12 protein-coding genes are annotated in these 12,501 nt (G+C 62.9%); 3 read left to right on the forward strand and 9 right to left on the reverse strand.

Going from position 1 to position 12,501, the window contains the following annotated elements; genetic code table 11:
- Nucleotides 1-15: 15 nt before the first annotated feature.
- The 3 genes from mapR to UB48_RS23610 all read right to left on the reverse strand — a co-directional run bounded on the left by mapR (nucleotide 16) and on the right by UB48_RS23610 (nucleotide 3,240).
- Nucleotides 16-1,425, reverse strand: coding sequence for a GntR family transcriptional regulator MpaR (mapR, locus tag UB48_RS23600; RefSeq protein ID WP_045201498.1), 1,410 nt, complete (start codon nucleotides 1,423-1,425; stop codon nucleotides 16-18).
- A 41-nt stretch (nucleotides 1,426-1,466) separates the two neighbouring features.
- Nucleotides 1,467-2,879 (reverse strand): cytochrome c oxidase accessory protein CcoG, encoded by a 1,413-nt coding sequence (ccoG, locus tag UB48_RS23605; protein WP_045201369.1) that lies wholly within the window; start codon nucleotides 2,877-2,879, stop codon nucleotides 1,467-1,469.
- Nucleotides 2,880-3,000: 121 nt separating this feature from the next.
- A complete protein-coding gene (locus tag UB48_RS23610; RefSeq protein ID WP_045201370.1) occupies nucleotides 3,001-3,240 on the reverse strand; it encodes a DUF3203 family protein in 240 nt (79 codons plus the stop codon).
- 142 nt (nucleotides 3,241-3,382) lie between these two features.
- On the opposite strand from UB48_RS23610, the gene UB48_RS23615 reads away from it, so the two are divergent.
- Nucleotides 3,383-3,907, forward strand: coding sequence for an MgtC/SapB family protein (locus tag UB48_RS23615; RefSeq protein ID WP_045201371.1), 525 nt, complete (start codon nucleotides 3,383-3,385; stop codon nucleotides 3,905-3,907).
- A gap of 537 nt (nucleotides 3,908-4,444) precedes the next feature.
- On the opposite strand, the gene UB48_RS23620 is transcribed toward UB48_RS23615, so the two are convergent.
- The 3 genes from UB48_RS23620 to UB48_RS23630 form a co-directional block, all read right to left on the reverse strand.
- Nucleotides 4,445-5,344 (reverse strand): hydroxymethylglutaryl-CoA lyase, encoded by a 900-nt coding sequence (locus UB48_RS23620; RefSeq protein WP_045201372.1) that lies wholly within the window; start codon nucleotides 5,342-5,344, stop codon nucleotides 4,445-4,447.
- A gap of 19 nt (nucleotides 5,345-5,363) precedes the next feature.
- Complete coding sequence (locus tag UB48_RS23625) at nucleotides 5,364-5,765, reverse strand: MerR family DNA-binding transcriptional regulator (RefSeq protein WP_010226535.1); 402 nt, start codon at nucleotides 5,763-5,765, stop codon at nucleotides 5,364-5,366.
- Between the two features lie 94 nt (nucleotides 5,766-5,859).
- Nucleotides 5,860-6,789 (reverse strand): LysR family transcriptional regulator, encoded by a 930-nt coding sequence (locus UB48_RS23630; RefSeq protein ID WP_045201373.1) that lies wholly within the window; start codon nucleotides 6,787-6,789, stop codon nucleotides 5,860-5,862.
- A 138-nt stretch (nucleotides 6,790-6,927) separates the two neighbouring features.
- On the opposite strand from UB48_RS23630, the gene UB48_RS23635 reads away from it, so the two are divergent.
- A complete protein-coding gene (locus UB48_RS23635) occupies nucleotides 6,928-8,157 on the forward strand; it encodes an acyl-CoA dehydrogenase (protein WP_045201374.1) in 1,230 nt (409 codons plus the stop codon).
- Here the strand turns inward: UB48_RS23635 and UB48_RS23640 are convergent.
- The 3 genes from UB48_RS23640 to xthA form a co-directional block, all read right to left on the reverse strand.
- Nucleotides 8,151-9,173 carry a TerC family protein gene (locus tag UB48_RS23640; RefSeq protein WP_045201375.1) on the reverse strand — a complete coding sequence of 341 codons (1,023 nt, stop codon included), beginning with the start codon at nucleotides 9,171-9,173 and terminating at the stop codon, nucleotides 8,151-8,153. The two genes, UB48_RS23635 and UB48_RS23640, sit on opposite strands and share 7 nt — an antisense overlap.
- A 165-nt stretch (nucleotides 9,174-9,338) precedes the next feature.
- Nucleotides 9,339-10,655: a substrate-binding domain-containing protein gene (locus UB48_RS23645; RefSeq protein ID WP_045201376.1), complete on the reverse strand. Its 1,317-nt coding sequence runs from the start codon at nucleotides 10,653-10,655 to the stop codon at nucleotides 9,339-9,341.
- 165 nt (nucleotides 10,656-10,820) lie between these two features.
- Nucleotides 10,821-11,633 (reverse strand): exodeoxyribonuclease III, encoded by an 813-nt coding sequence (gene xthA / locus UB48_RS23650; protein ID WP_045201377.1) that lies wholly within the window; start codon nucleotides 11,631-11,633, stop codon nucleotides 10,821-10,823.
- Between the two features lie 162 nt (nucleotides 11,634-11,795).
- Here xthA and UB48_RS23655 point away from each other — a divergent pair, with 162 nt between their 5' ends.
- Entirely contained in the window at nucleotides 11,796-12,455 is a 660-nt protein-coding gene (locus UB48_RS23655) for an N-acetyltransferase (RefSeq protein ID WP_045201378.1), read from the forward strand.
- The last annotated feature ends 46 nt before the right edge of the window (nucleotides 12,456-12,501 follow it).

A 12,501-nucleotide genomic window follows, 5' to 3' on the forward strand; every position in this document is an offset into this window, starting at 1 on the left:
AAGTACAACCGCCGATCAGAACGAGCGGACGATCTTGCCCAGGGTTTCCATGGCCTTTTCCGACTGCTCGGTCCAGGGGCTGCCGTAGTTGAGGCGGATGCAGTTGCGAAAGCGCCGGGTCGGCGAAAAGATCGGCCCGGGGGCGATGCTGATGCCTTGCGCCAACGCCATCTGGAACAGCTTGAGCGAGTCCATCTGTTCAGGCAGCTCCAGCCACAGGAAGTAGCCACCGGCCGGATGGCTGACCCGGGTCTGCGCCGGAAAATACCGGGCAATGGCCGCGAGCATCGCCGCCTGTTGCTCTTCCAGGGCATAGCGCAGCCTGCGCAGGTGCCGGTCGTAGCCGCCGTGCTGCAGGTAGTCGGCAATCGCCGCCTGGGCCGGCATCGAGGCGCACAGCGAGGTCATCAGTTTCAGCCGTTCGATCTTCTGCGCGTAACGCCCGGCCGCCACCCAGCCGATGCGGTAGCCGGGGGCCAGGCTCTTGGCGAACGAGCCGCAGTGCATCACCAGGCCGTCGGTGTCGAAGGCCTTGGCCGGTTTCGGCGCTTGCTGGGCGTAATACAGCTCGGCATAGACGTCGTCCTCGATCAGCGGCACTTGATGTTCGCGCAAGAGCTCCACAAGCTGCTGCTTCTTCTCTTCCGGCATGCTCGCGCCCACCGGGTTCTGGAAGTTGGTCATGCACCACACGGCCTTCACCGGGTGCTTGGCCAGGGTTTGCGCCAGCACCCCGAGGTCGATGCCTTCGCGCGGGTGCACGGGGATTTCCACCGCCTTGAGCTTGAGCCGCTCGAGGATCTGCAGGCAGGCATAGAACGCCGGCGCCTCGATGGCCACCAGGTCGCCGGGCTCGGTCACCGCCTGCAGGCACAGGTTCAGGGCCTCCAGCGCGCCGTTGGTGATCAGCAGCTCCTCCATGGGCAGCATCAGGCCGCCGACCATGTAGCGCAGGGCAATTTGCCGGCGTAGCTGCGGGTTGCCCGGCGACAGGTCGGTGACCACCATGCGCGGGTCCATCTCGCGGCTGGCGCTGGCCATGGAGCGGGCCAGGCGCGGCAGCGGGAACAGGTGAGGGCTGGGAAAAGCCGAGCCGAAGGCCACGGTTTGCGGGTCCTTGATCGAGTCGAGGATCGAGAACACCAGCTCGCTGACATCCACCTCGGTGGACTCGCTGGCTTGCTCGATGATCTGCGGCTCGCTGAACTGGCGCGGCGCGTGGGCGTTGACGAAGTACCCCGAGCGCGGCCGGGCGCGGATCAGCCCGCGGCGCTCCAGCAGGTAGTAGGCCTGGAACACCGTGGACGGGCTGACGCCGTGGGTCTGGCTGGCATAACGCACCGACGGCACGCGCTGGCCGGGGCCGAGGACCCCGGAGCGGATCAGTTCGGCAATGTCGTCGGCGAATTTCTCGTAGCGTTTCATCATGGCTCGAAAGGTTTCGGATGCTCGGGCAGTGTATGGGATCAGCGGTTCAAAGGCGCAACAAAACGGCTGTGGGCGACGCTGCGCACACCGGGTTCGTCCGTATCGATCAGTTCGAAGCTGATGTCCTGGGAGCTGCTTTGCGGGCGATCGGCCAACATCGCTACCGACACCGGCAAGTCGCTCATTTCCCCGGCCGCCAGGCTGAATTCGGTCCTGCCGTGCAGTTCGAAGCCTTCGGCATCGAGCAGGCGCAGGCGGTAGTGCTGGGATTGCTGGGTCTTGTTGATGACCTTGAGGGTGTAGATGTTCTCGATCTGCCCGGCGTTGTTCTCACGGAACAGGCCACGGTCCTTGATCACGTCCATCGACACCATCGGCCGCTGCTGCAGGGCGATCACCAGGGCGCCGATCATCACCACCAGGGCGGTGACGTAGCCGAGCAGGCGCGGGCGCAGCCAGTTGGTGGTGCCGCCTTGCAGGGTGTGTTCGGACTTGTAGCCGACCAGGCCGCGGGCGTAGCCCATTTTGTCCATGATCGAGTCACAGGCGTCGATACAGGCGGCGCAGCCGATGCACTCCATCTGCAGGCCGTCGCGGATGTCGATGCCGGTCGGGCACACCTGCACGCACATATGGCAGTCGATGCAGTCGCCCAGGCCCTTGGCCTTGTGGTCGACTTCCTTCTTGCGCGGGCCGCGGGATTCACCACGGGCCGGGTCGTAGGCGACGGTCAGGGTGTCCTTGTCGAACATCACGCTCTGGAACCGGGCGTACGGGCACATGTGCATGCACACCGCTTCACGCAGCCAGCCGGCGTTGATGTAGGTGGCGCCGGTGAAGAACAGAATCCAGAACAGACTGACACCGCCCAGTTGCAGGGTGAACAGTTCTTCGGCCAGCGGCCGGATCGGCGTGAAGTAGCCGACGAAGGTCAGCCCGGTCAGCAGGCTGATGGCCAGCCACAGGGTGTGCTTGGCCGAACGCCGGGCCAGTTTGTTCAGGCTCCAGGGCGCGGCATCGAGCTTGATGCGCTGGTTGCGCTCACCTTCGGTGACCTTCTCGCACCACATGAAAATCCAGGTCCAGGAACTTTGCGGGCAGGTGTAACCGCACCAGACCCGGCCGGCGAGCACGGTGATGGCAAACAGGCCGAAGGCGCAGATGATCAACAACGCCGAGAGCAGGATGAAGTCCTGCGGCCAGAAGGTGGCGCCGAAGATATGGAACTTGCTGTCGGCCAGGTCCCAAAGCACGGCCTGACGACCGCCCCAGTTCAGCCAGACGGTGCCAAAGAACAGCAAAAACAGAAAACCCGCGCCAGCCAGGCGCAGGTTACGAAACAAGCCGGTGAAACTACGGGTGTGGATCTGTCGGTCACTGCTGGCAGGCTTCTTCTTGAAGGTGGAAGGCTCAGCAATTTCAACGATCTGGACGGGGATTCTATCGCTCATGGTTCGTCGCTCATCAGGCCTCGATCAGGCCAGAGCACTATGGCGCCCCATCTGTTTGCATAACAGGCTCAGGTATCTGGATAAAAACCGTATCAGATTTACCTTGGAAACTCCGTAGGCCTCAGATTATCGAGCCTTGCTCGGTCTCCTTGAGGTGCCTGCGACCATCCACCGCACCCGCTACAGTGAGGGCATCGGCTTCCTGTTCGGTGATTGGCACGCGCTTGCCTTCGAGCTCGGCAACCGACATTCGCAAGGCCTCGTCGGTGACGATTCGCACCTGAGTGGCCTCGCCCTGGATGTGCATGTCATCGCTGATCAGGGTGCAGCGCTGGTTAGTGGTGTCGATTTCAATAGGCATGGCTGTGTCCTCTTTACTCGGGTCCTATGTGTGGGACCGCACGGGTGCAGGGGATGCTGGCAGCAACCGATCAGCGGTCGGCAGCGCACTTGCCGCCAGTGGCGTTGTCCATCGATTAATCCCTATTGCATGGACACAGCCCATGGACGCCTGGTGGCATCAAGTCTGGATCACCCTGGTGGCGGAATTTGCCGACATCACCGATGCCAAGCAGCTTACCCAGGTGACCGTGCGCCTGGTCATGGCGGCGCTGCTGGGCGCCATTCTCGGTTTTGAGCGCGAACTCAAGGGCAAGGCCGCCGGGGTGCGCACCCATATGCTGGTGGCCCTCGGCGCGGCGCTGTTCGTGCTGGTGCCGCGCATGGCCGGGGCCGACGATGCAGCGCTGAGCCGGGTGGTGCAGGGCATCGTCGCCGGTATCGGCTTTTTGGGTGCCGGCACCATTCTCAAGGGCCACGACCAGGATGCCGGGCACGTCAAGGGCCTGACCACGGCTGCGGGCTTGTGGATGACCGCGGCGATCGGTGTGGCGGCGGGCATGGGCCGGGAGGCCACGGCGGTGGTCAGCACGGTGCTGGCGTTGCTGGTATTGGGGGTGATGCCGCTGGTGGTCAATCGCTTCGAGAAGGACGACGAGGACGAAAACGAGGAGGGCAGGAAGCACTGAGGGGAGCCTAGGCTCCCCTCAAAGATTGTTGCGTGCTCTTTTTTTGTTATTGGAGGGCGGCCTGTTGTTGTTTTTGGCGACCGTTGCCTCTGTATCTTTGGCGATCCCCATCCGGGATCAAGAGCAAACGTATTTTTTTGAGCGCTGATCTACCTTCATCATTGCTGATCCAACCGTGACCTGCGCTACCTTGGGGTAGTTTTATTGTTCTGTGTCCGGTTGCGGGGCAAGCCCCTGGAAAGCACATCCTCTCCAAAAAAATCTGTTAGCTGCGCCTCTGTCGTGTTGTTCTTGTTATGTCAGAGTCGTTTCGTCTTATTTTTATTGGGTGTGTCGCACTTTTTATTGTTCTTGTACCTGAGATATAGCAGGTGCCGTGCCAACTTTTTAAAACCCAATAAAATCAATGGCTTGAAGATTTTGCGGAAAAATCTCCTCGGGAAATTCTGTCGATTTGTTTCCGTGTTACCCGGAATTTCCCTGAAAAGTGCGGGGGCGGTAACACCCGCACGCAGATCAGCCTGTTACCGCTTGTGATTACTGTGCCTGACGGGCGCGAGCCACCCGCGAGCCGCTGGCGCGGCCCAGCACTTCACTGATACGCAAGCCCGCGGCAATCAAGCGCTGCAGGTCGATACCGGTGTCGATACCGAGGCCCTGGAGCATGTACAGCACGTCTTCGCTGGCAACGTTACCGCTGGCGCCTTTGGCATAGGGGCAGCCGCCGAGGCCCGCAACAGAGCTGTCGAACACACTGATGCCTTCAAGCAGGCTGGCATAGACGTTGGCCAGGGCCTGGCCGTAGGTGTCATGAAAGTGTCCGGCCAGCTGGGCGCGTGGCACCTGGGCGCCGACCACTTCGAACAGGCGCCGGGTTGCCCCGGGGGTGCCGGTGCCGATGGTGTCGCCCAGCGACACTTCATAGCAGCCCATGTCGAACAGCTCGCGGGCCACCGGGGCCACCTGCTCGGCGCTGACCTTGCCTTCATAGGGGCAACCCAGCACGCACGAGACATAACCGCGCACCCGCACCCCGTGCTGACGCGCCGCTTCGATGATCGGCACGAAGCGCTGCAGGCTGTCGCTGATCGAGCAGTTGATGTTGCGCTGGGAGAACGCCTCGGAGGCGGCGGCAAAGACGGCCACTTCCTTGACCCCGGCCGCCAGGGCATCTTCAAAACCGCGCAGGTTCGGCGCCAACGCGGCGTAGGTCACCCCGTTGCGCTGCTGGATATTGGCAAACACTTCGGCGGAGCCGGCCATCTGTGGTACCCACTTGGGGGAAACGAAGCTGCCCACTTCTATATAAGAAAGGCCTGCCGCACTCAGGTCATCGACCAGGCGAACCTTGTCGGCCACGCTGATGGGCTGGGCTTCGTTTTGCAGGCCGTCGCGCGGGCCGACTTCGACCAGGCGGACTTTTTCAGGCAATGACATGGGCAGGATTCCTCAGGGCTCAATGGCTGTTTTTCTGGTTGTTCAAGGTCGCGGCCAGGGCTTGCTCGCAGCGCTCTTCGGCAGTGTCCAGCTCCAGTTGCATCTGCTGGATGTCGAGCAGTTGCTGTTCAAGCTGGGCGCGGCGTTCGGCGATCTTCGCCAGCATGCTGTGCAGTTGCTTGAGGTTGCCGCTGGACGGGTCATACAGCTCGATCAGTTCACGGCACTCGGCCAGGGAAAAACCAATGCGCTTGCCGCGCAGGATCAGCTTCAGGCTGACCTTGTCGCGAGCCGAATAGACCCGCTCCAGGCCGCGACGCTCCGGGCTGAGCAGGCCCTGTTCTTCATAGAAGCGAATGGCCCGGGTGGTGATGTCCAGCTCGCGGGACAGGTCGGAGATGCTGTAGGTCTGGCTGCTCATTGCTTGGCTCGGGAAAAGGGCATGGAGCTAAGCTAATTGCAGGTTGACGTATACGTCAAGCAAGGATTGCTGGGGCCTGCCCCGCCATAGCTCCCTACACCTCAGCCATGGCCGCCCGCTCATCCTGCGCCACCACGCCCTGACACAGCTCGATGATCTGTTCGCGCATCCAGCGGTTGGCCGGGTCCTGGTCGGTGCTTTCGTGCCAGTACAGGTGGGTTTCCAGCGGCGGCACGTCCACCGGCAGGTTGACATGGTTGAGCTGGTGGCGGCGGGCGAAGCGCTCCGGCACGGTCATGACCATGTCGGTCTGCTGCAGTACTTGCGAGGCCATCAGGTAATGCTGGGAGCGCAGGGCGATCTTGCGCTGCACGCCCATCTTGCCCAGGGCCAGGTCGACATAGCCCAGGCCATTGCGGCGGCTGGAGATATGGATGTGGGTCATGCCCAGGTAGTCGTCGAGGCTGAGCTTGTCCTTGAACAGCGGGTGGCCCTGGCGCATGGCGCACACATAGCGGTCTTGCATCAGCTTGACGTGGCGCACTTGCGGGTCGGTGTTGAGCGGCGCATCGACGGCAAAGTCCAGGCGCCCGGCGGCCAGTTCCTTGGTGGTTTCCCGGCGCTTGCACAAGAAGCTTTCGATCACCACCGCCGGCGCCAGGCGTCGCAGGCGCTGGAACAGCAGCGGCAGGATCACCGCCTCGGTGAGGTCGGTCATGCTGATACGAAAGGTCTTGCTGGCCTGCAGCGGGTTGAAGATGCGGCTCTCTTGCACCGACACGCGCAGCAGCGACAGGGCATTGCGCACCGGGCCGATGATGTTCTGCGCCATGGGCGTGGGCACCATGCCCTGGGCGGTGCGCACGAACAGCGGGTCGTTGAAGGTTTCGCGCAGGCGCGCCAAGGCGTTGGACACCGCCGGCTGGGTAATGCCGACGATCTGCCCGGCCCGGGTCAGGTTGGCTTCGGTGTAGATGGCATCGAAGACGATAAACAGATTCAGGTCGACCTTGCTCAGGTTCATGGGCGCTGCTCTTGTTGGTGTTATCCGTGGATCATATATCGGTTATGAATGTTTATACACGCCGAGAATAGACTAGGTGGATTTTACCGGCTGATCTAGGATCGATAACAGATCCCTTTTCCACTGAAGGTACTGCCCATGGATTTCGCCTATTCACCCAAGGTCCAGGCGCTGCGTGAACGTGTCACGGCGTTCATGGATGCCTATGTCTATCCCGCCGAAGCGGTGTTCGAGCGCCAGGTTGCCGAAGGCGATCGCTGGCAGCCGACCGCGATCATGGAAGAGCTCAAGGCCAAGGCCAAGGCCGAGGGTTTGTGGAACCTGTTTTTGCCGGAGTCGGAGCTGGGCGCGGGCCTGACCAACCTCGAATATGCCCCCCTGGCCGAGATCATGGGCCGCTCGTTGCTCGGCCCCGAGCCGTTCAACTGCTCGGCGCCGGACACCGGCAACATGGAAGTGCTGGTGCGTTATGCCAACGAAGAGCAGAAGCGCCAGTGGCTCGAACCGTTGCTGCGCGGTGACATCCGCTCGGCATTCGCCATGACCGAGCCGGACGTGGCCTCGTCCGACGCCACCAACATGGCCGCCCGCGCCGTGCGTGACGGTGACGAGTGGGTGATCAACGGCCGCAAGTGGTGGACCTCCGGCGCCTGCGACCCGCGCTGCAAGATCATGATCTTCATGGGCCTGAGCAACCCGCAAGGCCCGCGGCACCAGCAGCACTCGATGATCCTCGTGCCTACCGATACCCCCGGGGTAAAGATCGTCCGGCCGCTGCCGGTGTTCGGCTACGACGACGCGCCCCATGGCCACGCCGAAGTGCTGTTCGAGAACGTGCGCGTGCCTTACGAGAACGTGCTGCTCGGAGAGGGCCGCGGTTTCGAGATCGCCCAGGGGCGCCTGGGCCCGGGGCGCATCCACCACTGCATGCGTTCGATCGGCATGGCCGAGCGGGCCCTTGAGCTGATGTGCAAGCGCTCGGTGGAACGTACCGCCTTCGGCCGGCCTCTGGCGCGCCTGGGGGGCAACGTCGACAAGATTGCCGATTCGCGGATGGAAATCGACATGGCCCGGCTGCTGACCCTCAAGGCTGCCTACATGATGGACACCGTCGGTAACAAGGTCGCCCGCAGCGAAATCGCCCAGATCAAGGTGGTGGCGCCGAACGTGGCGCTGAAGGTTATCGACCGGGCGATCCAGATCCATGGCGGCGCCGGTGTCTCGGGCGACTTCCCGCTGGCCTACATGTACGCCATGCAGCGCACCCTGCGCCTGGCCGACGGCCCGGACGAAGTGCACCGCGCGGCGATCGGCAAGTACGAGATCGGCAAGTACGTGCCCAAGGAAATGCTCCGTAGCAGTCATTGATGCTTGCCGTGCAAGTCCGCCTCCTTGTCGGCGGCGGGCTTGCCCTGTGCACGGGTCGAGAACAGTGAAACCAGCACGCCACCGCTGAGCAGGGCAATGGTCACCGCCAGTGACAGCATCGGCGGCACGGCGCCAATCAGGCCGTGGTAGAAGATCTTGCCGCCAATGAACACCAGCACCAGCGCCAGCGCGTACTTGAGGTAGATGAAGCGGTGCATCAGCGCCGCCAGGGCAAAGTACAGCGCCCTTAACCCGAGAATCGCGAAGATGTTCGAGGTGTAGACAATGAACGGGTCCTGGGTGATGGCAAAGATCGCCGGCACGCTGTCGACGGCGAACACCAGGTCGGCCAGCTCGATCAGCACCAGGGCCAGGAACAACGGCGTGGCATAGCGCAGTGCCTTGCTCTGCCCGGGCGGGGTGATGTGCACGAAAAAGCGCGGGCCGTGGATCTCGTCGGTTACCCGCATATGACGCCGGACGAACTTCAGCACCGGGTTGTTGGCCAGGTCCGGGTGGGAATCTTCGCTGGAGAACAGCATCTTTACCCCGGTGAACAGCAGGAAGGCGCCGAACACGTAGAGGATCCACTCGAACTCCTGCACCAGCGCACTGCCCAGGCCGATCATGATCGCCCGCAGCACCACCACGCCGAGAATCCCCCAGAACAGCACCCGGTGCTGATAGCGGCGAGGGATGGCGAAGAAGCTGAAGATCATCGCCATGACGAACACGTTGTCCATCGACAACGACTGCTCGATGAGAAAGCCGGTGTAGAACTCCAGGGCCTTCTGCGCGCCCAGCTCGAACCACACCCACACGCCGAACAGCACCCCGACGCTGAAATAGCCGCCATACAGCAGCAGGCTCTCGCGCATTTCGATTTCGTGCAGCTTGCGGTGCAGCACGCCCAGGTCCAGTACCAGCAGGGTCAGGACGATGCCGAGAAAGGCCAGCCAGAACCACAGGCTGGTGCCGAGGAAGTCGTTGTCGAGAAATACCTGTAGAGCTGCCATGAGCCCCTCCTTAATGTCGACGTTGCTGAGCAACAGTGACTCCGACATGGCGGCTTGGCAGCCGTCAGAGGGGCCCGGCGTCACTAGGGACAAGCCTAGACCCGGAGAACCAGGGCGCCCAATCGAGGCTGTAACAATTGATTGCCCCGCCTGGCAGGCAGTGGCTCAGTAGACCCACACCTCGACCCGCCGATTGCGGATCCGCCCTTGTTCGGCGGTGTTCGCCGCCACTGGCAGTTCGTCACCCAGGCCGATTATTTCGCGCAACTCGACACCACTACGAGCCAGTTCCCGGCGCACTGCCATGGCCCGCAGCCGCGAGAGCAGGGCGGCGCGCTGCGGGTCATCCTTGGCATCACCAAAGCCCACCAGCACCACCCTGTTGCTCAGCTTGTGCTGCGCCTGCAGGTACTGGACTACCCGCTGCACATCGCGCAGGGCCTTGTTGTCGAGGCTGGCGTTACCCTCCTGGAAGCGAAAGTTGACCGACAGGCGCCGGGCATCATTGGCAAGGCCCAGGTAGCGGCGCGGCATGTCGGTACGGGGCTGAACCTTGATGCTCTGCACCTGCTGGCCGACGAAGCCGCTGCCGGTGACAATGGCCTGGCCCTGGGGGCTTTGGGCGAACTCGACCAGGGCGCGGGCCAGGGGGTTGGCCTGGCCGGGGGGCAAGTAAAAGAACAACCGGCGCGACAGCGGATAGTCTTCGCTGGCCACCAGCGCCGCTGTCGGCAGCATGGCCTGGGACTCACCGTCGGCAATCGCCACGACCTTGGCGCCGTGCACCGTGGCCAGGCTGCTGAAGCCGATGGCCTGGCGATCGCCGAGCACCTGGCTGGCCAGTTGCTCCGCCGATTCGAAACGTTTGGTGTGGTCGGCCAGGGCTTGCCGTGCCGGGTCGAGGACTAGCGCTTTGAAGGTCTCGAAGGTGCCGGAGCGGTCATCGCGGGCGTACAGGTTGATCGGGCCGCTGCCGATGCCCAGTTGCTCCCAGCGGTCGATCTGCCCGCAGAAGATCTGCGCCAGCTGGGTGGTGGTCAATTGCGGCAGCGGGTTGTCGGGGTGGACGATCACCGCGACGCCGTCCAGGGCAATGATCTGCTCGGCGGCGGCACTATTAAGGTCGCCCAGCGCTTGCAGCTCGTTCAGTTCGGCTGGCTTGATCGGACGTGAGGAAGCCGCCAGCTCCGCTTGGCCGGATTTGAGTGCAGTGAAGCCAGTACTGGAACCGTGGGCGGCGACGTCGATGCGCAAGGCCTGGCCGTTGCTGTCCAGGGCACGGACCTGAAGCTCGTTGGCGGCGTCGCTGCTGACGATGCTGATGGCGCTGGCGCCTTGTTGCGCGAGCAAACCTGAGACCAGCGCCGGTGCCAGCGCGGCGCCGATAGTGTTGGAACCCTGAATACGCAATTGCGCCTGCGGGTCAGCGGCGCCAATCAGCGGGAGCAGGCAAAGCACAAGCAGGGAGAGGTGGCGCAACATGCCGTCTGGCACTCATGGGCAAAGGGTGTGCCGGGAGATTAAGACAGCCATGTGACCGGGGGATGACAGGCTGTGGCAGGAGCGGGCTTGCCCCGCGATAGCATGCTGTCTGCCAGATCGCATCGCGGGGCAAGCCCGCTCCTACAAAGCCTGTGGGAGCGTTTATCAGGTCAATTCAAGCCAGATCGGCGCATGGTCCGAAGGCTTTTCCATGCCGCGCAAGTCATAGTCGACGCCGGCGTCCTTGATCCGCGGCAGCAGCGCCTGGGAGGCCATGATCAGGTCGATGCGCAGGCCGCGCTTGGGCTCGTCTTCAAAGCCGCGGCTGCGGTAGTCGAACCAGCTGAAACGGTCGGCGACTTCCGGGTGCAGGTGGCGGAAGCTGTCGACCAGGCCCCAGTTTTTCAGGCGCGCCATCCACTCGCGCTCTTCCGGCAGGAAGCTGCATTTACCGGTCTTCAGCCAGCGCTTGGCGTTGTCGGCGCCGATGCCGATGTCGCAGTCTTCTGGCGAAATGTTTACATCACCCATCACCAGCAACGGCTGGTCGTTCTGGAACTGGGTTTCCAGCAGTGCCTGCAGATCGCTGTAGAAACGCTGCTTGGCCGGGAACTTGGTCGGGTGGTCGCGGCTTTCGCCCTGGGGGAAGTAGCCGTTCATGATGGTGATCGGCGTGCCATCGGCATCGGCAAAGGTGCCCCAGATGAAGCGCCGTTGGGCGTCTTCTTCATCGCTGCTGAAGCCCTTGTGCAGGCTCAGTGGCGCCTGGCGCGAGAGCAGGGCGACGCCGTAGTGGCCCTTCTGGCCATGAAAGTGCACGTGATAACCCAGGGCCTGGACGTCGGCGAGCGGGAACTGCTCGTCGCTGACCTTGGTTTCCTGCAGGCCGATGACGTCGGGCTGGTGCTTTTCGATCAACGCCGCCAACTGGTGGGGCCGGGCGCGCAGGCCATTGATGTTGAACGAGACGATCTTCATGGGCAGCACAATCCTGGTAAAACCCAGGATGCTAGCCGACATCGGCGGCGCCGGCCAGCGTGGCGAGCCACTCGATAGGTTGCTAACCTGTGCCACGAGGTGAACGTTGGCACCGCGAACACCTCAAAGGCAATGAATGCCCATTTCCGGAGGTTTGCCAGCATGCCCGAATCGACTGCCGCACCGGCTGAAGTCCGTCTGCTCGATGGCGGCTACAGCCGCGAGGCGCGCTCCCTGCTGTATCACGCCTATCGCCACGAACCGACCTTTGCCTTTCTGTTCGAGGCCCGGCGTCCGGGGTTCGACCAGCGCATACGCGCCACGGTGCGCGAGCTGGTCAACCAGCATTTTCTCCAGGACCTGCCCGCCATCGGCCTGTTGGTTGAAGACCGGCTGGTCGGCATCGCCTTGATCGCCCCGCCGCAGCGACGCCTGGGCATCACCGAAAGCTGGGCCTGGCGCATGCGCATGGTGCTCAGCACCGGCTTTCGCTGCACCCGCCGCTATTTGGACTACCAGGCCGCACTGATGGCCTGTCTGCCCAGTGATGCGGTGCATGTGTTGCCACTGCTGGGGATCCATCCGCAGTTTCAGGGCAAGCACTACGGCGAACAATTGTTACAGGCTGTGCACGATTGGTGTGCCGTGGATGAGCATTCCGAGGGGGTGGTGCTGGACACCGGCAACGAGCACTACCTGGCGTTCTATCATCGACAGGGCTATCAGGAAATTGGCGAGATCGCTGTAGGACCGGTTCACGAACACGTGTTCTTTCACCCCAATCCGCAGTCGTCGCAACAGGCTTCGGCCTCAATTGCATAACAACGAGGAATACCTCGGGCTCCATGCTGCCGCCAAGCTCTGGTAG

This window comes from Pseudomonas sp. 2(2015), from assembly GCF_000955865.1.
Classification (GTDB): Bacteria; Pseudomonadota; Gammaproteobacteria; order Pseudomonadales; family Pseudomonadaceae; genus Aquipseudomonas.

What these genes read in the sequence shown, in the direction of transcription:
- UB48_RS23645 (WP_045201376.1), bottom strand. Translation starts at nt 10,655, where the DNA reads ATGTTGCGCCACCTCTCCCTGCTTGTGCTTTGCCTGCTCCCGCTGATT.
- UB48_RS23640 (WP_045201375.1), bottom strand. Translation starts at nt 9,173, where the DNA reads ATGGCAGCTCTACAGGTATTTCTCGACAACGACTTCCTCGGCACCAGC.
- xthA (WP_045201377.1), bottom strand. Translation starts at nt 11,633, where the DNA reads ATGAAGATCGTCTCGTTCAACATCAATGGCCTGCGCGCCCGGCCCCAC.
- ccoG (WP_045201369.1), bottom strand. Translation starts at nt 2,879, where the DNA reads ATGAGCGATAGAATCCCCGTCCAGATCGTTGAAATTGCTGAGCCTTCC.
- UB48_RS23610 (WP_045201370.1), bottom strand. Translation starts at nt 3,240, where the DNA reads ATGCCTATTGAAATCGACACCACTAACCAGCGCTGCACCCTGATCAGC.
- UB48_RS23615 (WP_045201371.1), top strand. Translation starts at nt 3,383, where the DNA reads ATGGACGCCTGGTGGCATCAAGTCTGGATCACCCTGGTGGCGGAATTT.
- UB48_RS23635 (WP_045201374.1), top strand. Translation starts at nt 6,928, where the DNA reads ATGGATTTCGCCTATTCACCCAAGGTCCAGGCGCTGCGTGAACGTGTC.
- UB48_RS23620 (WP_045201372.1), bottom strand. Translation starts at nt 5,344, where the DNA reads ATGTCATTGCCTGAAAAAGTCCGCCTGGTCGAAGTCGGCCCGCGCGAC.
- UB48_RS23630 (WP_045201373.1), bottom strand. Translation starts at nt 6,789, where the DNA reads ATGAACCTGAGCAAGGTCGACCTGAATCTGTTTATCGTCTTCGATGCC.
- UB48_RS23655 (WP_045201378.1), top strand. Translation starts at nt 11,796, where the DNA reads ATGCCCGAATCGACTGCCGCACCGGCTGAAGTCCGTCTGCTCGATGGC.
- UB48_RS23625 (WP_010226535.1), bottom strand. Translation starts at nt 5,765, where the DNA reads ATGAGCAGCCAGACCTACAGCATCTCCGACCTGTCCCGCGAGCTGGAC.
- mapR (WP_045201498.1), bottom strand. Translation starts at nt 1,425, where the DNA reads ATGAAACGCTACGAGAAATTCGCCGACGACATTGCCGAACTGATCCGC.